Annotated in this window: 2 protein-coding genes; both read right to left on the bottom strand. The window is 72.4% G+C overall.

The window, feature by feature from the left end; all coding sequences use genetic code 11:
- Positions 1 to 22: 22 nt before the first annotated feature.
- On the bottom strand, positions 23 to 11077 hold the full coding sequence (locus ACT2CW_RS45125) for a type I polyketide synthase (protein WP_445520756.1): 11055 nt from the start codon (positions 11075 to 11077) through the stop codon (positions 23 to 25).
- A gap of 74 nt (positions 11078 to 11151) precedes the next feature.
- Entirely contained in the window at positions 11152 to 23589 is a 12438-nt protein-coding gene (locus tag ACT2CW_RS45120; RefSeq protein WP_445519662.1) for a type I polyketide synthase, read from the bottom strand.
- Positions 23590 to 23769: the final 180 nt, after the last annotated feature.

Here is a 23769-nt window from a genome sequence, read left to right as displayed (position 1 = left end):
GCGTCGGTCGCGACCGACGCCGTCATGCCCGGTCTCGTGGCCGCAGCCGGGGCCTCGGTCGCTCGGGGGGAGCCGCGTACGTGGCGAGCAGGTGGCCGGCCAGAGCGGTCGGCGTGGCGTGGGCGAACACCGTCGCGGCGGTGAGCTGGATGCCCGTGGCCGCGCCGAGCCGGTTGCGCAGGCGCATGGCGGTCAGGGAGTCGAATCCCACCTCGGTGAAGCGGCGGCCGGGGGCGATCGCGTCCACGCCGGTGTGCCCCAGCACGGCGGCGGCATGGGCGCGCACGAGTTCCAGCAGCTCCCGGCTCCGTTCGGTCTCGGGCAGGGATTGGAGGCGCCTGGCGAGCGCGGCCGGATCCTCGGCCCGCGCCACGTCGGTGTCGTCGGCCGCGTCAGTCATGAGCTGCCGCACTTCCGGGATGCCGCTGAGCAACCGTTCCAGCGGGCGGGCCTCGAACGCACCGATGAAGCGAGGCCAGTCGGCGTCGACGACGACGGAGGTCTCGCCCTCCGCCAGTGACCGCTCCAGCGCCCTGAGGGCCGACCGCGGATCCATCGGGGCCAGACCACCGCGCCGGACGTCGTGGCCGGCCTCGCCGCCGCCGACGGCCATGTCGTCGTCGGCCCATGGCCCCCACGCCACCGAGGTGGCCGTCAGCCCCTCGGCCCGCCGCCGCTCGGCCAGCGCGTCCACAAGTGCGTCCGCCACCGCGTGGTTCGCCTGCCCGGCAGCACCCACGACGCCCGCCAACGAGGAGAACAGCACGAACGCGGAGAGCCCCAAGTCCCGGGTGGCCTCGTGCAGATGCCACGCCGCGGCGCTCCTCGACCGCAGGACCTCCTCGAACCGCTCCACGGTCAGCGCTTCCAGCGCACCGTCGTCCAGGACCCCGGCCGTGTGCACGACTCCTGTCAGCGGCGCCCGCGCTGTCACGTCCGCCACCAACTCGGCGACGGCCGTCCGGTCACCCACATCGCAGGCCACCAACTCCACCCGCGTGCCCAGCCCCTCCAGTTCCTTGCGCAAATCGTCCGCCCCGTCGGCACCGGGGCCGCGGCGGGACACGAGCACCAAGCGCTCGGCGCCGGCGCGCGCCAGCCACCGCGCCACATGCCGACCCAACGCTCCCGTACCGCCGGTGACCAGCACGGTCCCCGAGGGCCGCCACCCCGCACCGCGGTGTCCGCCCGCGGCGGCCCGCACCACACGGCGGCAGAACACACCCGCGCCCCGGACCGCCACCTCGCTCTCGCCCGAGCCGCCGCCGAGCACCCACGCCAGACGATCCGTGACCCACCCGTCCAGCACGTCCGGCAGGTCCACCACCCCGCCCGAACGCTCCGGCGCCTCCAGGCCGACCACACGTCCCAGACTCCACACCCCGGCCTGCTCCGTGCTCCGCACCCGTTCCGCGCCGTTCACCGACATGGCCCCGCGCGTGACGCACCACACCGGGGCCCGCACCCCCACCTCGCCCGCCGCCTGCACCATGGCCAGCGTCAACGCCACGCCCAGTGACACCGACCCATGCACCGCGTGCCGTCCCTCCGCGAGCGCCAGCAGCGACAGCACGCCGACGATCCCCGCGTCGCCGGCCCGTGCCAGCGCCGCGCGCAACGGTCCGGCCACCGCGTCGCCGTCCGTGGCGCCCGACGCGAGCTCCACGACCACCGGGGACGCCCCGCGCTCCGCCATCGACTTCACCACGTGCGACACCCACGCGTCCCCGGTGTGCCCCTGGGGGACGACCACCAGCCACGCCCCCGTCAGCGTGCCCGTCCCACCGGCCACCGGCGACCACGCCACCCGGTAGCGCCAGGCGTCCACCGACTCCAGCTCCCGCCGACGCCGCCGCCACGCCGACAGCACCGGGAGCACCGCCGCCAGCGACTCACCGGCGCCGTCCCCGTCCTCGACCGACAGCTCGCTCGCGAGCGCGCTCGCGTCACCACGCTCCACCGCCTCCCAGAAACCGGCGTCCGCCAGGCCCCCGGGCAGCGCGTCACCGGCCGTCGTCGCAGCGGTCCCGGCGGTCGAGCGCAGCCAGAAGTGCTCCCGTTGGAAGGCGTACGTGGGCAGGTCCACGCGCCGCGGCGACGAGCCGCCGGCAGCGATGACGGCTGCCCAGTCCACTGCCATGCCCCGCACATACGCCTGGGCGAGCCCGTCGACGACCGAGCTGGTCTCGTCCACGTCCCTCCGCAGGACCGGCGCGAACACCGCGTCGGGCAGGCACTCCTGCCCCATTCCGGAAAGCACACCGTCGGGACCGAGTTCGACGAACGTCGTCACTCCCCGCCCGGCCAGGGCCGCCACCCCATCGGCGAAGCGCACCGTCTCCCGCACATGCCGCACCCAGTAGTCAGGCGCGCACAACTCCTCGGCCGAGGCCACCGCGCCCGTCACGTTCGACACCACCGGAACGCGCGGCGCGCGGAAGGAGAGCCCGTCCACCACCTCGCGGAACGGGGCGAGCATCGGCTCCGTCAACGGCGAGTGGAAGGCATGCGACACCCGCAGCCGCTTCGCCTCCACGCCCCGTTCCGCCAACACCCCCACCACCTCGGCCACCGCCGCTTCCCGTCCCGAGAGCACGACGGACCCGGGGCTGTTGACCGCCGCGACGCTCACCTCGTCCGCATGCGCCGCCAGCAGCGGCGACACCTCCGCCTCCGCCGCCCGCACCGACACCATCACCCCGCCCCCAGGCAACTCCCCCATCAACCGGCCCCGAGCCGCCACCAACGCACAGGCGTCCGCCAACGACAACACCCCCGCCACATGTGCTGCCACCACCTCCCCCAGCGAATGACCACCCACGAAATCCGGCCGCACACCCCACGACTCCACCAGCCGGAACAGAGCCACCTCGACCGCGAACAATCCACACTGCGTGAACTCCGTCCGGGCCAACGCGTCCTCGTCCCCGAACACCACCTCCCGCAACGACCGGTCCAGCAGGGCGTCGAACCGGGCGCACGCCGCGTCGAACGCCTCCGCGAACGCGGGGAAGCGCTCGTACAGCTCCCGCCCCATGCCGACGCGCTGGCTGCCCTGCCCCGAGAACAGCACCGCCGACTTCCCGGGAAGAACGGCGCCGCGCACCACACCGGCCGCCGGCTTCCCCGACGACAGAGCCGCCAGGCCCGCCAGCAGCCCGTCACGCCCCGCGGCCAGCACCACACCGCGGTGCTCGAACACCGACCGGGACGTCACGAGTGACGACGCCACCGCCGCGGGCGACAGGCCGTCATCAGCCCGCACGAACTCCGCCAAGCGCTCCGCCTGGGCGCGCAGCGCCACCTCCGACCGCGCGGAAACCACACACGCCACCACACCCGCGTCATCCGCTGACGCCTCCACACGCTCCTCCTCGTGCGGAGCCTGCTCCACGATCACGTGTGCGTTCGTCCCGCTGATCCCGAACGACGACACACCCGCACGCCTCGGCGCTCCCTCCGCAGGCCACGCCACCGCGTCCCGCAGCAGCTCCACCCCGCCGGCCGGCCAATCCACGTGCGGCGTCGGCTCGTCGATGTGCAGCGAGGGCGGCAGCACACCGTGCCGCAGCGCGAGCACCATCTTGATCACACCGGCCACACCAGCGGCCGCCTGGGTGTGCCCGATGTTCGACTTCAACGACCCCAGCCACAACGGCCGGCCTCCGCCCGCCCGTTCGCGCCCATACGTCGCCAGCAGCGCCTGCGCCTCAATCGGATCCCCCAGCCTCGTCCCCGTACCATGCGCCTCCACCGCGTCGACTTCCGCCGCCGACACCCCCGCGTCCGCCAGCGCCGCCCGAATCACCCGCTGCTGCGACGGACCATTCGGCGCCGTCAGCCCGTTCGACGCGCCGTCCTGATTCACCGCACTGCCACGCACCACCGCCAGCACCCGATGCCCCCGCCGCCGGGCATCGGACAACCGCTCCACCACCAGCACCCCCGCCCCCTCGGCGAGCGATGTCCCGTCCGCGCCCGACGCGAACGCCTTGCACCGCCCGTCGAGTGCCAGACCGCGCTGCCTGCTGAAACCCATGAGCGGGCCGGGATTCGGCATGACGGCGACACCGCCGGCCAGCGCCATGTCGCACTCGCCCTGACGCAGCGACCGCACCGCCAGATGCAAGGCCACCAGCGATGATGAACACGCCGTGTCCACCGTCACCGCGGGCCCTTCGAAGCCGAAGGCGTACGCCACGCGCCCGGACAGGACGCTGGCCGCGCTCCCCGTCATCAGGTGGCCTTCGGAACCCTCCACCGCCTCGTGCAGCCGCGGGCCGTACTCCTGGTAGTGGGAGCCGACGAAGACACCTGTCCTGCTGCCGCGCAGCGACGACGCGACCAGCCCGGCACGTTCGAGCGCCTCCCACGAGGTCTCCAGCACCAGACGCTGCTGCGGGTCCATCGCCTCGGCCTCACGTGGTGAGATCCCGAAGAACTCCGCGTCGAACTCGCCCGCGGCGTAGAGGAACCCGCCCTCACGCGCATACGTCTTGCCGGGCGCGTCGGGGTCCGGGTCGTAGATGCCGTCGAGATCCCATCCACGGTTGGTGGGCAGTCCGCCGATCGCGTCCCCACCGGAGACGACGAGCTGCCACAAATCCTCCGGGGACATCACGCCGCCCGGGTAGCGGCAGCTCATCCCGACGATCGCGATGAGGTCGTCGTCGGACGTGCCATCGCCTCCGCCGGCCGGGGAGGGCGTCGCCGCCGCGCCGTCGGCGTCGGCCCGCCCCGCCAGTTCGGCCAGGATGTATGCGCTCAGTGCCCTGCTGTTCGGGTAGTCGAAGGCCAGCGTGGCGGGCAGCCGCAGCCCGGTCGTCGCGCTCAGCAGATTGCGCAGCTCGACGGCGGTCAGGGAGTCGAGACCGAGATCCTTGAACGCCCGGTCGGGCTCGACCGCGTCCGGCGTGGCATGCCCCAACACGGCCATCATCTGCGTGTGGATGAGCTCCAGCACGGTGTGGCCGCGGTCGGCGGGACTCATGCCGAGCAACCGCTGCCGCCATTCGGTGGCCTGGTCGACCGTGCGGAGCGCCTCGGCGTGGTTGAGGGTGCGTCGTGCGGGGACCGACCGCCGTATGAGCCCCTTGAGCATGGCGGGTACCGCGGCGCCGGAGGCGGCCGGGGCACCGGTGTCCAGCCGGGCGGGTACCACCAGGCTCTCCGCCAGGGCGTGCGCCGCGTCGAAGAGCCGCAACCCCTCGTCGGACGAGAACGGCACCACACCGACCCGCGCCATCCGCGACAGATCCGCCTCGCCGAGGTGCTCCGTCATACCGGAACGCTCGGCCCACATGCCCCACGCCAGCGACACGCCGGCCAAACCCAGAGCACGGCGATGCGCGGCGAGCCCATCCAGAAACGTATTCGCCGCCGCGTAATTCGCCTGCCCCGCCGAGCCCAATACACCGGCGGCCGACGAGAACAACGCGAACACCGCGACATCGTGGCGCCGCGTCAACTCATGCAGATTCCATGCCCCGGCCACCTTCGCCCGCAGCACCGCGTCAACCCGCTCCGGCGTCAGCGACGCCACGGTCGCGTCGTCCAACACGCCCGCGGCATGCACCACGCCCGTCACACCACGTCCGCCGGGCATCCGCGCCAGCACCTCCGCCAGGGCGTCGCGATCCGCCACATCGCATGCGGCGACGGTCACCGACGCACCCATGCCCGTCAGCTCCGCCTCGAGCTCCGGCATGCCCTCGGCCGTCGGGCCACGTCGGCTGACCAGCAGCAAGTGACGCACTCCACGCTCGGCCACCAGATGCCGGGCCACCAAACCACCCAACACGCCGCCCGCCCCCGTCACCAGCACAACCCCCTCCGGATCCAAGGCGGCCGGAACGCTCAACACCAACTTCCCCACATGCCGCGCCTCGCGCATAAACCGATACGCCTCACCCGCCCGGCGCACATCCCACACCCGCGTCGGCAATCGCGTGAGCGCACCCTGCTCGAAAAGGCCGACGATCTCGGTGAGCATCTCCCCGATGCGCTCCGGCCCCGCCTCCATCAGGTCGAACGCCCGGTATGTCACACCGGGGTGCGCCGCCGCCACCTCGTCGGCGGACCGCACGTCCGCCTTCCCCATCTCGATGAAGCGCCCGCCCTCGCCGAGCAGCCGCAGCGAGGCGTCGACGTACTCACCCGCCAGGGAGTCCAGCACGACATCAACACCGCGACCACCCGACACCGAGCGGATCCGCTCCTCGAACTCCAGCGACCGCGACGACGCCAGATGCGCGTCGTCAACTCCCAGACCGCGCAGTACGTCCCACTTACCAGGGCCGGCGGTGGCGAAGACCCGGAGGCCGAACACCCGCGCCAGCTGCACCGCAGCCATCCCCACTCCACCGGCCGCCGAGTGCACCAGCAGCGACTCACCGGGCCGCACACCCGCCAGCTCGCGCAACGCGTACAACGCCGTGACGAACACCACCGGAACGGACGCGGCTTCGGCGAATGACCAGCCGTCCGGGATCCGGGTCAGGGTGCGGTGATCCGCCACCGCCAGCGGCCCGAAACCGCCGGTCCACAGACCCATCACGCGATCGCCGACGGCGCAGGACTCGACCCCCGGGCCGGTGGCCACCACGACACCGGCTCCCTCACTTCCCATCAGCGCCCGGTGGTCCGGATACATGCCCAGCGAGATGAGCACATCGCGGAAGTTCAGCCCCGCCGCGCGTACGGCGACGCGCACCTCGAACTCACCCAGTTCACGAGCCACGTCCCCAGCCGCCGCCAGGGTCAGCCCCTCCAGCGTCCGCTCCTTCGAAGGCTCCAGCCGCCATGGCCGCCCCTCCGCCACGGGCACCAACACTCCACTCGCCGGGCCTTGGGTCAGGCGCGGCACCAGTACCTCACCCCCGCGCACGGCCACCTGGGGTTCCCCGGTCAGCACCGCCTCGCGCAGAGCGTCCAGCGAAGCGCCGGCGTCGTCCACGTCCAGCAGGACCAACCGCTCCGGGTGCTCGGCCTGCGCCGAGCGCACCAGTCCCCACACCGGGGCCGCGGCCAGATCACGCACATCCTCACCGGCCTCGACCGCCACCGCGCCCCGCGTGACCACGACCAACCGGGACCCGGCGAACCGCTCCTCCGCCAGCCACCCCTGTACCAGGCGCAGAACCCGGTCAACCGCCGCGCTCACCCCGGACACGACGCTCCGATCACCAACAGAACACGCGCATACCACCACAACATCGGGCACGCGCTCGCCCAGCTCATCGAAGTCCGCGAACCCCTCCGCCCCCCACACCTCGGTCAGCCCGACATCATCCTCCCCGACCACCGCACACTCCTGTGCTCCAACCTCCGGCCCCGCGGCCGGCGGCGCGGGCACCCACTCGACGCGATACAACGACTCCGCCACGCCGGCAGCGGCCGCGAACTCCCCCTCCCCCACCGGACGTGTCACCAAGGCATCCGCCGACGCCACCGGCACCCCCGCACCGTCGGCCACCACTACCGACACCGCGCCATCGCCGGCCGGCGCCAGCCGCACCCGCACCGCCGAAGCCCCGACCGCGTACAACGAGACACCACTCCACGCGAACGGCAACCGGACTCCCCCGGTTTTCGTATCGGTTTCCCTATCGGCTTCCGTATCGTGGTGGACCAACCAGACGTGAAGCGCCGCGTCCAGCAACGCGGGATGTACCCCGAACCGGCTCGCCTCGGTTCGTACGTCCTCCGGCAGCGCCACTTCGGCGAAGAGCTCATCACCCCGGCGCCAGGCGGCCCGCAGACCACGAAACGCCGGGCCGTACGCGAGCCCAGTGGCCGCCAGCCGCTCGTAGAGCCCCGCGGTCTCGACCGCCTGAGCGCCGGTCGGCGGCCAGACGCTCAGATCCGCGGAGGGCGCTGCCGGGCTCAGCGCGGTCAGTGTGCCTCGCGCGTAACGCGTCCATGACTCGCTCGGCGCGTCGTCGCGGCGCGCGTATACGCCGAATTCGCGGAGTCCCGTCTCCTGCGGCCCGCTCACGACCAGGTGCACCTGGAGCGCGCCCTCTTCGGGCAGCACCAGCGGCGTCTCGAGCGTGAGCTCTTCCAGCCGATCGCATCCGGCGGCGTCTCCCGCTCGCAACGCCAATTCGACGAACGCCGTGCCGGGCAGGACGGCACGGCCCAGCACCGCATGGTCGGCGAGCCAGGCATGGGTACGGAGCGACAGGCGGCCCGTCAACAGCAGACCATCGGAGTCGGGCAATTGAACCACGGCTCCCAGCAGGGGGTGCCCGGCCGAGGCCAGCCCCGCCGACGACACGTCATCGGCCTCCGTGGTCTCGGACTCCAGCCAGTAGCGGCGACGCTGGAAGGCGTACGTGGGCAGGTCCACGCGGCGCGCGCCGGTACCGGCGAACACCTCCCGCCAGTCGACGTCGGCGCCACCCACGTATGCCTCGGCGACAGACTTCAAGAACCGCGCCGGCCCACCCTCGTCACGACGCAGTGACCCGACCACCGTGGCCCGCGTTCCGTGGTCATCGGCTGTCTGCTCGATCCCCATGGTCAGTACCGGATGGGCACTGACCTCCACAAACACCTGGATACCCTCGCCCAGCACAACCCGTACCGTCTCATCGAAGCGGACGGTCCGCCGCAGGTTCCGATACCAGTAGGCGGCATCCAACTCCGCCGTATCCAGCACCCCGCCGGTCACCGTCGAATAGAACGGCACCGCCGACGACCGTGGAGCGATCCCCGCGAGGTCGCGAAGCAACTCGTCCTCGATCGCCTCCACATGTGCGGAGTGCGAGGCGTAATCCACCGGAACCCGGCGTGCCCGTACTCCGTCACGTTCGCACCGCACCAGCAGTTCCTCGAGCGCGTCGGTGTCACCCGACACCACCACGGCCGAGGACCCGTTCACCGCCGCCACCGACAGCCGTTCGCCCCACGCGGACAGCCGCTCCCGCACCTCGGCGACGGGAAGGCCGATGGACACCATGCCGCCCCGGCCCGACAGCGCCCGCAACGCCCGACTGCGCAGCGCGACCACGCGTGCCGCGTCCTCCAACGACAGCCCGCCCGCGACACACGCGGCCGCGATCTCCCCCTGGGAGTGACCGATCACCGCCGCCGGCACCACGCCGTACGAACGCCACAGCTCGGCCAAGGACACCATCACCGCCCACAGCACCGGCTGCACCACGTCCACCCGGCCCAACCAGCCGTCCCCGCCGGTGCTCCGCAGGACGTCCAGCGGCGACCAGTCCACATACGGCGCCAACGCGACGGCGCACTCGTCCATCCGCTCCGCGAACACCGGCGAGGAATCCAACAGCTCCGCCGCCATCCCGGCCCACTGCGATCCCTGTCCCGGAAAGACGAGCGCCACCGCGGTGCCGTGTCGTGCAACGCCCGTGACGAGCCCCGGAGTGTCGTGGTCCGCGACGTACTTCTCCAGCTCGCGTACGGCGCCCGCGTGGTCCGGCGCGAGGACCACCGCGCGGTGGTCGAAGACGGTCCGGGTGGTCCCGAGGGCCAGGCCGGTGTGGACCGCGGCGACCTCCGGATGCCTGCGCGCATGGTCCAGCAGCCGGGCGGCCTGGCCGCGCAGAGCCGCCGCGGACCTGGCCGAGAACGCCCACGGGACGAGTGGGAGCGATGCCGAGGCCACCGCGGGCGGTACGGCGCCGTCATCCGACGCGCCGTCCGCCTCGCCCTCCAGCGGGTGGGGCGCCTGCTCGATGATGGCGTGCGCGTTGGTGCCGCTGATGCCGAACGAAGAGACACCTGCCCGGCGCGGTAGCTCACCCTGCTGCCAGGGGGTGGCCTCGGCGAGGAGCCGGACGTGGCCGGCCGACCAGTCGACGTGCGGCGACGGCTCCTCGATGTGCAGGGTGGGCGGCAGCACGCCGTGCCGCATGGCCAGCACCGTCTTGATGACACCGGCCACGCCCGCGGCGGCCTGGGTGTGCCCGATGTTGGACTTCACCGAGCCCAGCCACAACGGCCGGTCCCCGTCCCGCTCCTGCCCGTACGTGGCCAGCAGCGCCTGCGCCTCGATCGGATCGCCCAGCGTCGTACCCGTACCGTGCGCCTCCACGACGTCGACCTCGGCCGCGGTCAGCCCCGCGTCCGCCAGCGCCGCCCGGATCATCCGCTGCTGCGACGGGCCGTTCGGCGCGGACAGCGCGCTGCTGGCCCCATCCTGGTTGACCGCCGTGCCGCGTACGACGGCCAGCACCGGATGGCCGTCGCGGTGCGCGTCGGACAGCCGCTCCAGGAACAGCATGCCGGCGCCTTCGGCGAGCCCGAAGCCATCCGCGGCGGCCGAGAAGGGTTTGCACCGGCCGTCCGGGGCGAGCCCGCGCTGCCGGCTGAAGCCGATGAAGGTGCCGGGCGTGGACATGACCGTGACACCGCCGACCAGCGCGCCGGAGCACTCTCCTTGGCGCAGGGACCGTACGGCCAGGTGCAGGGCCACCAGCGAGGACGAGCACGCCGTGTCCACGGTCACCGCGGGGCCCTCCAGCCCGAGGGTGTAGGCGAGGCGTCCGGACACGACGCTGAGGGCAGTGCCGGTCATCAGGTGGCCCTCGACACCATCGGTCGCCCTGTGCAGGCGCGGGCCGTAGTGCGGGGTGACGGTTCCGACGAAGACGCCGGCCCGACTTCCCTTGAGCGACGCGGGATCGATGCCCGACCGTTCGATGGCTTCCCACGACGTCTCCAGCAGCAGCCGCTGCTGCGGGTCCATCGCCAGCGCCTCACGCGGCGAAATCCCGAAGAAGTCGGCGTCGAAGTCCCCCGCGTCGCTGAGGAAGCCGCCTTCGCGGGTGTAGGAGGTACCCGGCCGGTCCGGATCCGGGTCGTACACGGCGTCGACGTCCCAGCCACGGTCCTCGGGAAAGGCCGTGATCGCGTCCTGCGCACCGGCCAGCAGCTCCCAGAACTCCTCGGGAGTCCGCACACCCCCGGGGTAGCGGCAGCTCATCCCGACGATCGCGATCGGCTCGCGCGCCGCCGCCTCCACTTCCTGAAGGCGCTGTCGGGTCTCATGTAGATCGGCGGTCACCCGTCGGAGGTAGCCGAGGAGCTTTTCGTGGTCCGACATCAATACCTCACGGGATTGAGCTTGGGAAGCTTGGGTGTACGGCGTGCGGTTGGTGTACGGCGTGCGAGAGCGTGCGCTCAGGACGGTCCGAATTCCTGGTCGATGAAGCTGAAGAGGTCTTCGGCCGCCGCGGACTCCAAACGATCAGCGATGGTGACCGGGTCCTTCTGCGCCGAGCCGGCCTGTGTCGGGCCGTCCGATGCCGGGGCGTCGGGAGGTGCCAGTTCCTTTCCGAGGTGTTCGGCGAGCGCGGCCGGGCTCGGGTAGTCGAAGATCAGGGTGGTGGGCAGTCGCAACCCGGTGGCCGAGTTCAGCCGGTTACGCAAGTCCACCGCGGTGTGCGAGACGAAGCCGAGGTCGAGGAAGCCGCGCTCAGGCGCCACGGCTCCCGCTTCCCCGAGGCCGAGGATGGCCGCGGCGTGTTCCCGGACCGTCCGGAGCAGTACCCGCTGTCGCTCCCCGTGGCCGAGGCCCGACAGACGCCGTACCAGCGGCGCTTCTTCCGAACGGGAGGCTTCGGCGTGGGCGGGGGCGGGGGCGCGTCGTGCGGGGACCGGCCGACGGACGCGTCCCTTCGGCCGGGCCGGGCGCGGCGTGAACACCTCGCCGCTCCGTACGGCCACCTGTCCCGCTCCCGCCAGGACGGCCTGCCGCAGGACATCGAGCGACGCCGCCGAATCGTCCACGTCCAGCAACACGAGCCGCCCCGGATTCTCGGGCTGCGCGGACCGCAGCAACCCCCACACCGGGGCCGCCGCCAGATCGCGGACGTCCTCACCCGCCTCGACGGCCACCGCACCCCGCGTCACCACCACCAACCGCGACCGAGCGAACCTCTCCTCCGCCAACCACTCCCGCACCACACCCAAGATCCCGCCCTCGGCACCACTCACGGCCGACGCCACCTCGCCGACGGCGGAATCAACGCACACCACCGCCACATCCGGCACCGCGTGCTCGCTCAGCGCGGCGAGATCCTTGAAGAACTCCGCCCCCAACGTCTCGGCCAACCCGAAGACGTCCTCGCCCACCACGGCGCACGATCCGCCCCCCGAAGCCGCAGGCAACGCGGCCGGCACCCACTCCACTCGGTACCGGCCCTCCCCCGCCCCCGCCGGGACCGCGAACTCCGCCTCCCGCACCGGTCGCATGACCAGCGCATCCACCGACACCACCGGCATCCCCGCCGCGTCGGCCACCGCCATCGACAGCCCGCCATCGCCATCCGGCGCCAGCCGCACCCGCACCACCGAAGCCGCGGCCGCATGCACGGACACACCACTCCACGCGAACGGCAGCCGCACCCCGTCCCCGGCGCCGTCCACGCATGCCAACCACGCGTACAACGCCGCGTCCAGCAGCACAGGATGCATCCCCAGGCGATCCGTACTCGTCCCCTCCGGCAACTCCGCCTCGGCGAAGACCTCCTCCCCCCGGCGCCACACCGACCGCAGCCCGCGAAACGCCGGCTCATATGCGAGCCCCACATCCGCCAACCGCTCATACGCCCCGGCGAAGTCGACCGTTTCCGCTCCCACCGGCGGCCATGCGCTCGCATCCCCCGAGCCGCTCCCATCCCCCGAGCCGCTCGCCTCACCACCAACGCTCAGCAGACCTCGCGCATGGCGCGTCCACGAATCGCTGCCGCCATCACGGGCGTACACACTCAATTCACGCCGGTCTTCCTCCCGCGGCCCGCCGACGACGAGCTGGACCTGGACCGCGCCCTCGTCGGCCAGCACCAGCGGCGCCTCCAGCGTCAGCTCCTCCAGCCGGCGACACCCCACCTCCTCCCCCGCCCGCAAGGCCATCTCCACCAAGGCCGACCCCGGCACGACCACCCGCCCCAGCATCATGTGATCGGCAAGCCAGGGCTGGGCGCGCAGCGACAAGCGCCCCGTCAGCAAGAACCCGCCCGACTCGGGCAGCGGCACCGCCGCCCCCAGCAACGGGTGCTCCGTCGGCTCCAACCCCACCGAGGCCGCAGCACCGGATTCCGCAGCAGCGCGTGAGTCGAGCCAGTACCGCCGACGCTGGAACGCGTACGTCGGCAAGTCCACGCGCCGCGCTCCCGATCCCGCGAACACCGCCGGCCAATCCACCCCGGCACCACCCACGAACGCCTCGGCCACGGACGCCAACAGCCGCTCCGGACCGCCCTCGCCACGGCGCAACGTCCCCACCGCCGCGATGCCGACCCCACAGTCGTCGGCCGTCCCCTCAACGCCCATCACCAGCGCCGGATGCCCACTGGCCTCCACGAACACCCGGAAGCCCTCGCCCAGCAACACCCGCACCGTCTCGTCGAACCGCACCCTTCCGCGCAGGTTCCGGTACCAGTACCGCGCGTCCAATTCCACCGTGTCCAGCACACCGCCCGTCACCGTCGAATAGAACGGGACCGACGACGGCCGAGGAGCGATCCCGGCAAGACTCCGCTCGAGCTCGGCCTCGATCGCCTCGACATGCGCACAGTGCGAGGCGTAGTCCACCGACACCCGACGCGCTCGCACCCCCTCCGCCTCACACACCGCCAGCCACTCCTCAACCGCTTCCACATCACCCGACACCACCACCGACGCCGGCGCGTTCACCGCCGCCACCGACAACCGCTCACCCCACGCCGCCAGCCACTCCTCCACCGCTGCCGCCGGCAGACTCACCGACGCCATCGCCCCACGGCCCGACAGCGCCCGCAACGCGCGACTGCGCACCGCCACCACCCGCGCGCCGTCCTCCAAGGACAAGCCGCCCGCCACCACCGCGGCCGCGATCTCCCCCTGCGAATGCCCCACCACAGCCGACGGCACCACACCCAGCGAACGCCACGTCCCCGCCAGCGACACCATCACCGCCCACATCACCGGCTGCACCACGTCGACCCGGTCAAGCCACTCCGGCCCCTCGGCACCTCGCACCACGTCCAGCAACGACCAGTCGACCGACGGCGCCAGCGCCGCCGCGCATGTCCTCATCCACTCCGCGAACACCGGCGACGAATCCAGCAGCTCGACCGCCATCCCCGCCCACTGCCAGCCCTGGCCGGGGAAGACGAAGACCGCTCTGTGGTCGGAGCCGATGACGGCACCGTGCGCCACGCCCGGGGCCTCCCGTCCCTCCGCCAGGGCGGCCAGGCCGCGCGCCATATCGGCGCGATCCGCGCCCAGGACCACCGCGCGGTGGTCGAACACCGCACGGGTGGTGGCCAGCGAGAATCCGACATCGTTCGTTGCCACCGCGTCCGGGCCGGCGCCCTCGTCGACAAGCGACAGCAACCGCGCGGCCTGGTCCCGGACCGCCGCCTCGGACTTCGCCGACAGCACCCAGGGGGTGATATCACCGGCAGCGACCGCCAGGGGGCTCGGCACGGGCTCGTCGTCCGCCTCGGCCTCCGCAGCCGCCTGTTCCGGTGAATGTTCCAGTGCCGGTGCCGGTGTCTGTTCCAGGATGATGTGGGCGTTCGTTCCGCTCACGCCGAAGGAGGACACACCCGCCCGACGCGGTCGTCCGGTCTCGGGCCACTCGACGGGGTCGGCCAGCAGCCTCACCGCGCCCGCGGACCAGTCCACATGCGGCGACGGCTCATCGACGTGCAGGGTCCGGGGCATCAGCCCGTGCCGCATGGCCAGCACCGTCTTGATGACACCGGCCACGCCCGCGGCGGCCTGGGTGTGCCCGATGTTGGACTTCACCGAGCCCAGCCACAACGGCCGGTCCCCGTCCCGGTCGCGACCGTACGTCGCCAGCAGCGCCCGCGCCTCGATCGGATCGCCCAGCGTCGTACCCGTACCGTGCGCCTCCACCACATCGACCTCGGCCGCGGTCAGCCCCGCGTCCGCCAACGCCGCCCGGATCACCCGCTGCTGCGACGGGCCGCTCGGCGCAGTCAGCCCGTTGGTGGCGCCGTCCTGGTTCACGGCCGAACCCCGTACCACCGCCAGCACCTGGTGCCCCTGGCGCCGGGCCTCCGACAGCCGCTCCACCACCAGGACGCCCACGCCCTCGGAGAAGCCGGCACCGTCGGCCGTCGCCGCGAACGCCTTGCAGCGCCCGTCGGGAGCGAGCCCGCCCTGGCGGGTGAACTCGGTGAACAGGCCGGGCGTGGCCATGACGGTCACCCCGCTGACGAGGGCGAGCGTGCACTCGCCGGTGCGCAGCGACTGTACGGCCAGGTGCAGGGCCACCAGCGAGGACGAACATGCCGTGTCCACCGTCATCGCGGGACCCTCGAGGCCCAGGGCGTAGGACACCCGGCCGGAGAGCACACTGGCCGTGTTGCCGGTGATGACGTATCCCGCCGCCTCCTCGGGCACCTCGGGGCTCATGGCGAGGTAGTCCTGGCCGTTCGTCCCGGCGAAGACGGCGGTGCCGGTGCCCCTGAGCGCCAAGGGGTCGATGCCCGCCCGCTCCAGCGCCTCCCAGGACGTCTCCAGCAGCAGCCGCTGCTGCGGGTCCGTCGCCAGCGCCTCACGCGGCGAGATCCCGAAGAAGTCGGCGTCGAAGTCGCCCGCGTCGTGGAGGAAACCGCCCTCGTCGGTACAGGACGTCCCGGCGCGGTCGTTGCCGGAGTCCGGGTCGTACAGGGCCGCCAAGTCCCAGCCGCGGTCGGCGGGGAACGGGGTGATTCCCTCCGCACCCGTGTCGAGCATCCGCCACAGGTCCTCGGGGGACCGGACGTCACCGGGGAATCGGCAGCTCATCCCGACGATGACCACGGGGTCCTGGTCGGTCGCCGGTTCTGCGGCCACGGGCGAGGCAGCCGCCGCCTCCGGTTCGGGGAGCAGTTCCGCGCGCAGGTGGGCCGCGAGCGCGCGGGCGTTCGGGAAGTCGAAGGCCGAGGTGGGCGACAGGCGCAGGCCGGTCGCCGCGTTCAGGTGGTTGCACAGCTCGATGGCGGTCACCGAGTCGAGGCCGAGGTCTTTGAACGCGCGGGACGGATCAACCGCGTCGGCTCCCACGTGGCCCAGGACCGACGCCACGTGGTCACGTACCACGGCGAGCGTCGCCGTCTCCTGTTCGGCCCGGGTCGCCAGGCCGGCGAGCCTGCCGGCCAGGCTGTCGGGCGCGGCCGCCGCGTGTGTGCCGGGACCGGCCACGTGGGCGAGCCTGCGTACGTCGGGCAGGTCGGCCAGGAAGGGGCTGGGGCGGGTGGCGGTGTAGGCCACATGGAACCTGTCCCATTCGACGTCCGCGATCACGACGTTGGGCTCGCCTCCGGCCACCGCGCCCGCCAGTGCCGACACCGCCAGTTCGGGGTCCATCTCCGGCAGGCCGTGCCGACGCGCCACCGTGCCGATGCCGCCCTCGGCCATGCCTTCCTCGGCCCAGGCGCTCCAGGCCACCGAGGAGGCGGGAAGGCCGAGGCCGTGCCGGTGCTCGGCGAGGGCGTCGAGGTAGGCGTTGCCGGGCGCGTAGTTGCCCTGTCCTGAGGCGCCCAGGGTGCCCGCCACAGAGGAGAACAGCACGAACGCGTCCAGGTCCATGCCGAGGGTCAGCTCATGCAGGTACCAGGCACCGTCGGCCTTCACCCGCAGCACGCGGTCGATCTGCCCGGGGGTCAGCCGCTCCACGACCGCGTCGTCCAGGACCGCCGCGGTGTGGACCACCGCCGACAGCGGGCAGCCGTCGTCGGATACGTCGTCGAGGAGCCGGGCGAGTGCCGTGCGGTCGCCCACGTCGCAGGCGGTGACGGTCACCCGCGCGCCGGTGGCCTCCAGTTCCTCGCGCAGCGCGGAGGCGCCGGGCGCGTCCGGTCCACGGCGGCCGGCCAGCACCACGTGCTCGGCGCCCGACCTGGCCAGCCAGCGGGCCACCCGCGCGCCCAGACCACCGGTACCACCCGTCACCAGCACGGTGCCGCGCGGGCGCCACACCGCCCCCGGGCCGGGACGCGTGGCGCGGGCGAGGCGGCGGGCGAACATTCCGGAGGGACGGAGCGCGACCTGGTCCTCGCCCTCGGCACCGGCCAGTACCGCCGCCAGCAGGCGGCCCGCGCGCGCGTCCCACCGCTCCGGCAGGTCCACCAGGCCGCCGAACCGCTCCGGGTGCTCCAGGGCCGCGATCCGGCCCAGGCCCCACACCATCCGCTGGGCGGGAACGCCGACCTGATCCCCGTCCGCGACGGCCACCGCACCGCGGGTCAGGCACCACAGGGGTGCGTCCACCCCTGCGTCGCCCAGCGCCTGGAACAGGGCGAGCGTCCCGGTCAGGCCCGCCCGGGAGACACCGGCTCCGGTGGGTGGCCCGTCGGCCAGGGACAGCAGCGACAACACACCGCGGTACTCGCCGCCCTCCGCCCGAACACCTCGCAGCGTGTCGGCGATCCGGTCGCGGACGGCCCCGGCGGGCAGCTCGACCGTGACCGCGTCGCCTCCGTGGTCCCGCACCGCGGCCGCGACCGGCCCCACGGCCTCCCCGGCGCGGCCCTCCGGGACGACCAGCAGCCAGGTGCCGGACAGCGTCGGCCGACGTGCCGTGCCCATGGGCACCCACCTGGTGCGGTAACGCCAGCCGTCCACCGTCGAGGTCACGAGCTGCCGCTGCCGCCAGGACTTCAACGCGGGCAGCACCTGCGCGACCGACTCGGCGTCGACCTCCAGTGCGCCGGCCAGCGACTCCGCGTCGCCGCCCTCCACGGCCTGCCAGAACGCCGCGTCGGCCGCGCTGCCCTCCGGTGCCGGCTCGGCGTCCGGCTCCCACCAGAACCTCTCGTGCTGGAACGCGTACGTGGGCAGGTCCACGCGCCGCGCCCCCGACCCGGTGTACGCCCGCGTCCAGTCCACCGGCACACCGTGGACGAACGCCTCGCCCAGCGACGTGAGCATGCGTCGCGCACCGCCGTCGTCGCGCCGCAGCGAACCGACCACCACGGCGTCGCTTCCCGCGGTCGCCAGCGTCTCCCGCAGGCTCACGGTCAGCACCGGGTGCGCGCTGCACTCCACGAACGCCCCGAAACCCTCACCGGCCAGCGCCCGGATCGCCTCTTCGAAACGCACCGTCTGCCGCAGGTTGCGGACCCAGTACTCGGCGTCCGGGCCGCGCTCGCCGCCCAGCCACTCCCCGGTGACCGTGGAGAAGAAGGGCACCGCGAACGTCTGAGGCTCCATCGGCGCCAGATCGGCGAGGATCTGTTCGCGGACCTCATCGACCTGCGAGGAGTGCGAGGCATAGTTCACCGCGACACGCCTGGCCCTTGTTCCGTCGCGTGCACACCGCGCCAGCAGTACGTCCAGCGCCTCCGGCGTGCCCGACACCACCGTGGACGACGGCCCGTTGACCGCCGCCACCGCCACCGCCCCGCCCAACGCCTCGATGCGCCGCCGCACTTCGTCGACCGGTGCCGCCACCGACACCATCCCGCCGCGCCCGGCCAGCCCGGTGCCGATCGCGCGGCTGCGCAACGCCGCCACCCGGGCACCGTCCCGCAGCGACAGGCCGCCCCCCACCACCGCGGCCGCGATCTCCCCCTGTGAGTGGCCCACCACGGCCGCCGGTTCGACACCGTACGAGCGCCACACCTCGGCCAGCGACACCATGACCGCCCACAGCGTGGGCTGGACCACCTCCACGCGCTCCAACGCATCGGCGTCGTCGAGCACATCCAGCAGCGACCACTCCACGAACGAGGACAGCGCCACCGCGCACTCGCTCATCCGTGCGGCGAAGGCCGTCGAGGACGTCAGCAGCTCCCGAGCCATTCCCACCCACTGCGACCCCTGCCCCGGGAACACGAACACGGGGCGAGGCGTGATTCCGCCGTCTCGCGCCACACCGCTCGTCGCGGTGGACTCGGCCACCGCCCTCACCGCTTTGAGGAGTTCCTCCCGCGAGCCGCCCGTCACGACCGCGCGCCGCTCGTGCAGCGACCGTGAGGTGACCAGTGACATCCCGACGTCAACGGGCGACACCTCGGGGCGCGCCTCCAGGAAGGACGCGAGCCGTCGCGCCTGCCCGCGCAGCGCCGCCTCGCTCTTCCCCGACAGGACCCAGGGCATGACAGCGGGGGCGACGTCCGGTTCTTCCGCCGGCGCTTCCGGCTTGTCCGGGGCCTCTTCGGCCTCTTCGGCCTCTTCGGCCTCTTCCAGGATGACGTGTGCGTTGGTGCCGCTGATCCCGAACGAGGACACACCCGCCCGCCGCGGACGGCCACCCCCGGCCCACGGACGCGCCTCGGTCAGCAGCTCCACCCCACCCGCCGACCAGTCCACCTGCGGGGTCGGCTCCTCCACGTGCAACGTCTTCGGCAACACCCCGTGCCGCATCGCCAACACCATCTTGATCACACCGGCCACACCCGCGGCCGCCTGCGTATGACCGATATTCGACTTCAACGACCCCAGCCACAACGGCCGATGCCCGTCCCGGTCCCGCCCATACGTGGCCAGCAGCGCCTGCGCCTCGATCGGGTCCCCCAACCTCGTCCCCGTACCATGCGCCTCGACGGCGTCGACCTCATCCGCGCCGAGCCCCGCACTCGCCAGCGCCGACCGGATCACCCGCTGCTGCGACGGACCGTTCGGCGCCGTCAACCCATTCGACCCACCATCCTGGTTCACCGCGGAACCACGCACCACGGCAAGGACCCGGTGCCCGTTCCGCCTGGCGTCCGACAGCCGCTCCACCACCAGCACCCCCACACCCTCACCCCACCCCGTACCATCCGCACCCGCCGAAAACGCCTTGCACCGGCCATCCGCCGACAACCCGCGCTGCCGGCTGAATTCAATGAACATGTCCGGGGAGGCCATGACCGTGACACCGCCGGCGAGGGCCAGGTCGCACTCGCCGGAACGCAGCGCCTGACCGGCCAGATGCAGCGCCACCAGCGACGACGAACACGCCGTGTCCACCGTCACCGCCGGGCCTTCCAGCCCGAGCGCGTAGGCGATGCGGCCGGACATCACGCTCGGCGTGTTACCGGTGAGCAGGTAACCGGCGAAGCCGTCAGCTGCCTGGTGGGCACGTGGACCGTAGTAATGGGTGGTGGCGCCTATGTAGGTGCCGGTCGCCGACTCGCGGCGCGATCGCGGATCGATTCCGGCTCGCTCCAGTGCCTCCCAGGACGTCTCCAGCAGCAGCCGCTGCTGCGGGTCCATCGCCAGCGCCTCACGCGGCGAAATCCCGAAGAACTCCGCGTCGAAGTCACCGGCTCCGGTGAGGAAGCCGCCCATCCGTGTGTAGCTGGTGCCCCAGTGCCCGGGGTCCGGGTCGTAGAGGGCGTCCAGGTCCCAGCCCCGGTCGGTGGGGTACCCGGAGATGGCGTCCTCGCCGGTGACGACCAGCTCCCACAGCTGTTCGGGCGTGCTCACGCCGCCGGGGTAGCGGCACGCCATGCCCACGATGGCCAACGGCTCCGCCGTCGCCTTCGCGACGCGGGTGTCAGTCGCCCGTCGCTTTCCGGTGATCTCTTCGTAGAGGTGGTCGGCGAGACCGCGCGGGGTCGGGTAGTCGAAGACCAGCCGGCCGGCGAGGGGCAGACCGGTGCGTGCGGCGAGACCGTCGGCCAGCTCCTGCGCCATCAGGGAGTCGAAGCCGAGGTCTTTGAAGGTCAGCGTGGCGTCGACCCGGCCGGTGTACTCCATGACCGACGCCGCCTGGTCGCACACCGTGTCGAGGACGGCGTCACGTTGTTCGGGCTCGGACAGCCCGGCCAGAACGGCGGCGAGGCGTCCGTCGGCCCGCCCCGCGTCCAATGCCGCTGCCACCCCGGCCCCGTCGGTCTCCGGGACCTCACGAGTGGGTTCGGCGGCCGTCCGTTCCGGTGACGGCCGGCTCTCGATCCAGTACCGCTCGCGCTGGAACGCGTAGGTGGGCAGGTCGACTTGTCGCGCCCCCACGAAGAACGGTTCCCAGCCGACCACCTCACCGCGCACCCATAGGTGAGCCATCGCAGTGGCCGCGGTATGCGTCTCGTCCCGATCCCTGCGGCAGAACGGGACCGCGGCGACGTCGGGATGCGTCCGCTCGTCCTCGGCCCAGGCCCGGACCGACTCCTTGATCATGGGGGTGAGAACGGCGTCGGGGCCGATCTCCAGAAAGGTCGCCACCCCGTGGTCACGCATGGTGGCAACCGCATCGGCGAACAACACCGTCCTGCGCACCTGGCGCACCCAGTACGCCGGATCCTGCAACACCCCCGGAGCAGCCATCCGTCCCGTGACGCTCGACACCACCGGCACGTGCTGATCCCGGTACCCCACCGACCCCACAACCCGCCCGAACGCCTCGAACATCGGCTCCATCAACGCCGAATGCGTCGCATGCGACACCGTCAGACGCCGCGTCCTCACCCCCAACCCCGCCAAGCGCCCCGCCTCGGCCAACACCGGCGCCACCGTCCCCGAAAGCACCACCGACTCGGGACCGTTCACCGCCGCGACCTCCACACCGTCGCCCGAACGCACCGCGTCCACCCCAGCTCCCACCGCCACCATCACGCCCTCGCCGGTCGGCAGCCCATGCATCAGCCACCCACGCGCCAGCACCACCCGAGCCGCGTCCCGCAACGACCACACACCCGCCACATGAGCCGCCACCAACTCGCCCAGAGAATGCCCCGCCACCACCGAGGGACGCACATCCCACGAACCCAGCAAACGCCACGAAGCCACCTCGAACGCGAACAACGCCGGCTGCGCCCACCCCGTCCCGGTCAGCCCGTCAATACCTCCGGACATCACCTCCCGCAGTCGAGCCGAGAAATCCCCTCCGACCCCGAAGACCTCCTGAAGCTCCTCCGAGAGCCCTATGTCAGCGGCCACACCACCAGCGACCTCGTCAAAGACGCCCAACACCTCATCCAGCGCCACAGTGAACGCACCGAACCCCGACAAGCCCTCACCCATGCCGACGCGCTGCGCGCCCTGTCCCGAAAACACCACCCCCACATCACCGTCCACCACCGAACCCGAGACCACGCCCGAGCCACCGCCCCGTTCAGCCAGCCCCGACAACCCCTCGGCGAGCTGACCCCGACCCGCGCCCATCACCACCGCGCGATGTCCGAAACGCGACCGCGACGACACCAGCGACCAGCCCACGTCGACCGCGTCCATGTCGCCGGCGCCCTCGACGAACCGGGCCAGGCGGCGCGCCTGTCCGCGCAGCGCCTGCTCGGAGCGGCCGGAGACGATCCAGGGCACGATGGGCGGATCCGTTCGGGTGCGCCCGCCGGTGTGCCCGTCCGCCGGTTCCGGCCGCCAGTCCGACAGCACGACATGGCAGTTGCTGCCGCCCATCCCGAAGGAGCTCACCCCCGCGACGAGTGGCTCGTCCGGCGCCGGGTCCCCGGGCCACGGACCGAGTTTCCGCTGCACCTGGAGGTTGAGTTCGTCCAGGGGAATCCGGGGGTTCGGTGTCTCGAAGTTCAAGCTGGCGGGCAGCAGCCGGTGCTTGAGGGCCAGGACGGTCTTGATGAACCCGGCGATACCGCCCGCGCCGCTCAGGTGGCCGATGTTGGTTTTGATCGACCCGACGGCGAGCGGCCGGCCGACCGGACGCCGACTGCCGATGGCCTCTCCCAGTGCGGCGGCCTCGACCGGGTCGCCCACCGGGGTTCCGGTTCCGTGCAGCTCGACGTAGCGCACGGCGGCCGGGGACAGGCCGGCGTGCTCGTAGGCCCGGGTGAGGACGTCGGCCTGGGCGCCCACCGTCGGAGAGGTGAGCGTCTCACCCCTGCCGTCGTTGTTGGTCGCGCTGCCACGCACCAGGCACAGGACGCGGTCTCCGTCCTCGAGCGCGGCGCTCAGACGCTTGAGCACGACGGCGCCTCCGCCCTCGCCCGGCACATATCCGTTGGCCTTGGCGTCGAACGTGTGGCAGCGGCCGTCCGGCGAGAGACCGCCCCAGCTCGCGGCGAGCAGCACGCTTTCCGGCATCAGGTGCAGATTGACGCCGCACGCGATGGCCAGTTCCGACTCCCCGGACCGCAGGCTCTCGCAGGCCAGGTGCAGGGCCACCAAGGAGGAGGACTGTGCGGAGTCAATCGTGAGGCTCGGGCCACTGGCGCCGAGGAAAGCGGAGAGCCGGTTGGCGATAATGCCGCGCTGAATGCCCGGCAAGGTGTGGTGGGCGCCGAGTGCTTCGGCGTGACGCGTCAGCAGCTTCGCGTAGTCGTCCGCGTTCACGCCGACGAATGTGCCCAGTCGGCTGCCGCTGACCTCACTGGGGACCACGCGGGCGTCCTCAAGGGCTTCCCAGCCCAGTTCCAATACGAGTCGCTGTTGCGGGTCGACGAAAGGCGCCTCGCGGGGGGAAAGGCCGAAGAAGCCCGCGTCGAAGTCCGCCGGCCGGTCGAGAAAGGCGCCCCACCGAGGTGCTCCGTCGGAGGCCTGACCTGTCCAGCGGTCCGGCGGGACCTCCGTGACGGCGCTTTCGCCCGACGCCAACAGCTCCCACAGCCGCCGCGGGCTTTCCGCCCGCGGGAACCGGCAGGAGACGCCGATCACGGCTATCGCCGTGTCCGGGTCGACAGCGTCTCCGGCGCGGACCTCTCCAGACAGGCCGACAGTGGTCATCGAGAGAAACCTCCAGCACCGGGCGTGCGGCCGAACGGAAACGAATTCAGAAGAAGCCCGGCGTGGAGTTCATGCTCTCGATATACCCGGCATCAACTGCCTTATAAGTGTCCGCCGCCGCACCCGTCAGTGACATCGGCGATCACCGCCGTTACGGCACTGTCCTCTGCGCATCAGCAT

The sequence above is a fragment of the Streptomyces sp. NEAU-174 genome (assembly GCF_052665095.1).
The sequence above is the reverse complement of the archived record's forward strand: the minus strand, read 5'-3'. Positions and strand labels throughout refer to the sequence as shown.